At 45.7% G+C, this 772-nt stretch carries 1 protein-coding gene; it reads right to left on the bottom strand.

Annotation, left to right across the window (positions count from 1 at the left end; all coding sequences use genetic code 11):
- Positions 1-772: zinc-binding alcohol dehydrogenase family protein (locus tag A3729_RS06100; protein WP_068633412.1), on the bottom strand; the 772-nt coding region annotated here is incomplete at both ends.

The raw sequence follows: 772 nt of genomic DNA, 5'->3' as shown, positions 1-772 counted from the left end.
TCGTTAAGAATATGATGTTGCTCGATCCGGTCTGGTGTCTTGAACATGGCTTTGGTGAACATGAACTCCCAAGCGAAGCTCACTGACTTTGATTTCAGTTTATTCATTTCCAAGGGGGCCGTATTGTCAACAATGCAGCAGATTCTTCCAAGCGGTTTGATTACGTCTATCATAAGATCGAAGTATTGATCGGTGCTATTACAGCAGAGAATATAATCAACGCTAGGAATACCAATATCAGAAAGTTGTTTATCTAAAGCTTTGCTATGATCGATTACATGTTTGGCACCCATTTTCTCGCACCAAGCTTTGCTTTCAGGGCGAGACGCGCTTGCGATAACTTCAAGCCCGGCAAGCTTTGTGGCGATTTGAGTGGCGATCGAACCAACACCGCCTGCACCACCGATAATTAAAATCGTGGGTTTGGCGTGTTCTGCTCTTGAGCCATCAATTGAAATATTTAACCTTTCAAAAAGGGCTTCCCAGGCCGTAATTGCTGTGAGTGGAAGGGCTGCGGCATTAGCTGAATCAAGGGAGCGTGGTGCATAACCTACGATGTTTTCATCGACTAAATGAAACTCACTATTGCAACCTTGCCGTGTAATATCGCCGGCATAGAACACCCTGTCACCAGGGCTAAAAAGGGTGACGCTTTCACCTACGGAAACGACTACACCACAAGCGTCCCAACCAAGTATTTTGGTCTCTTCTAGAGTTTGCGATTTTGGCCCCCGAACCTTTGTATCAACAGGGTTGACGCTAATGGCTTCGA

The sequence above is a fragment of the Oleiphilus sp. HI0043 genome (genome assembly GCF_001634935.1).
The sequence above is the reverse complement of the archived record's forward strand: the minus strand, read 5'-3'. Positions and strand labels throughout refer to the sequence as shown.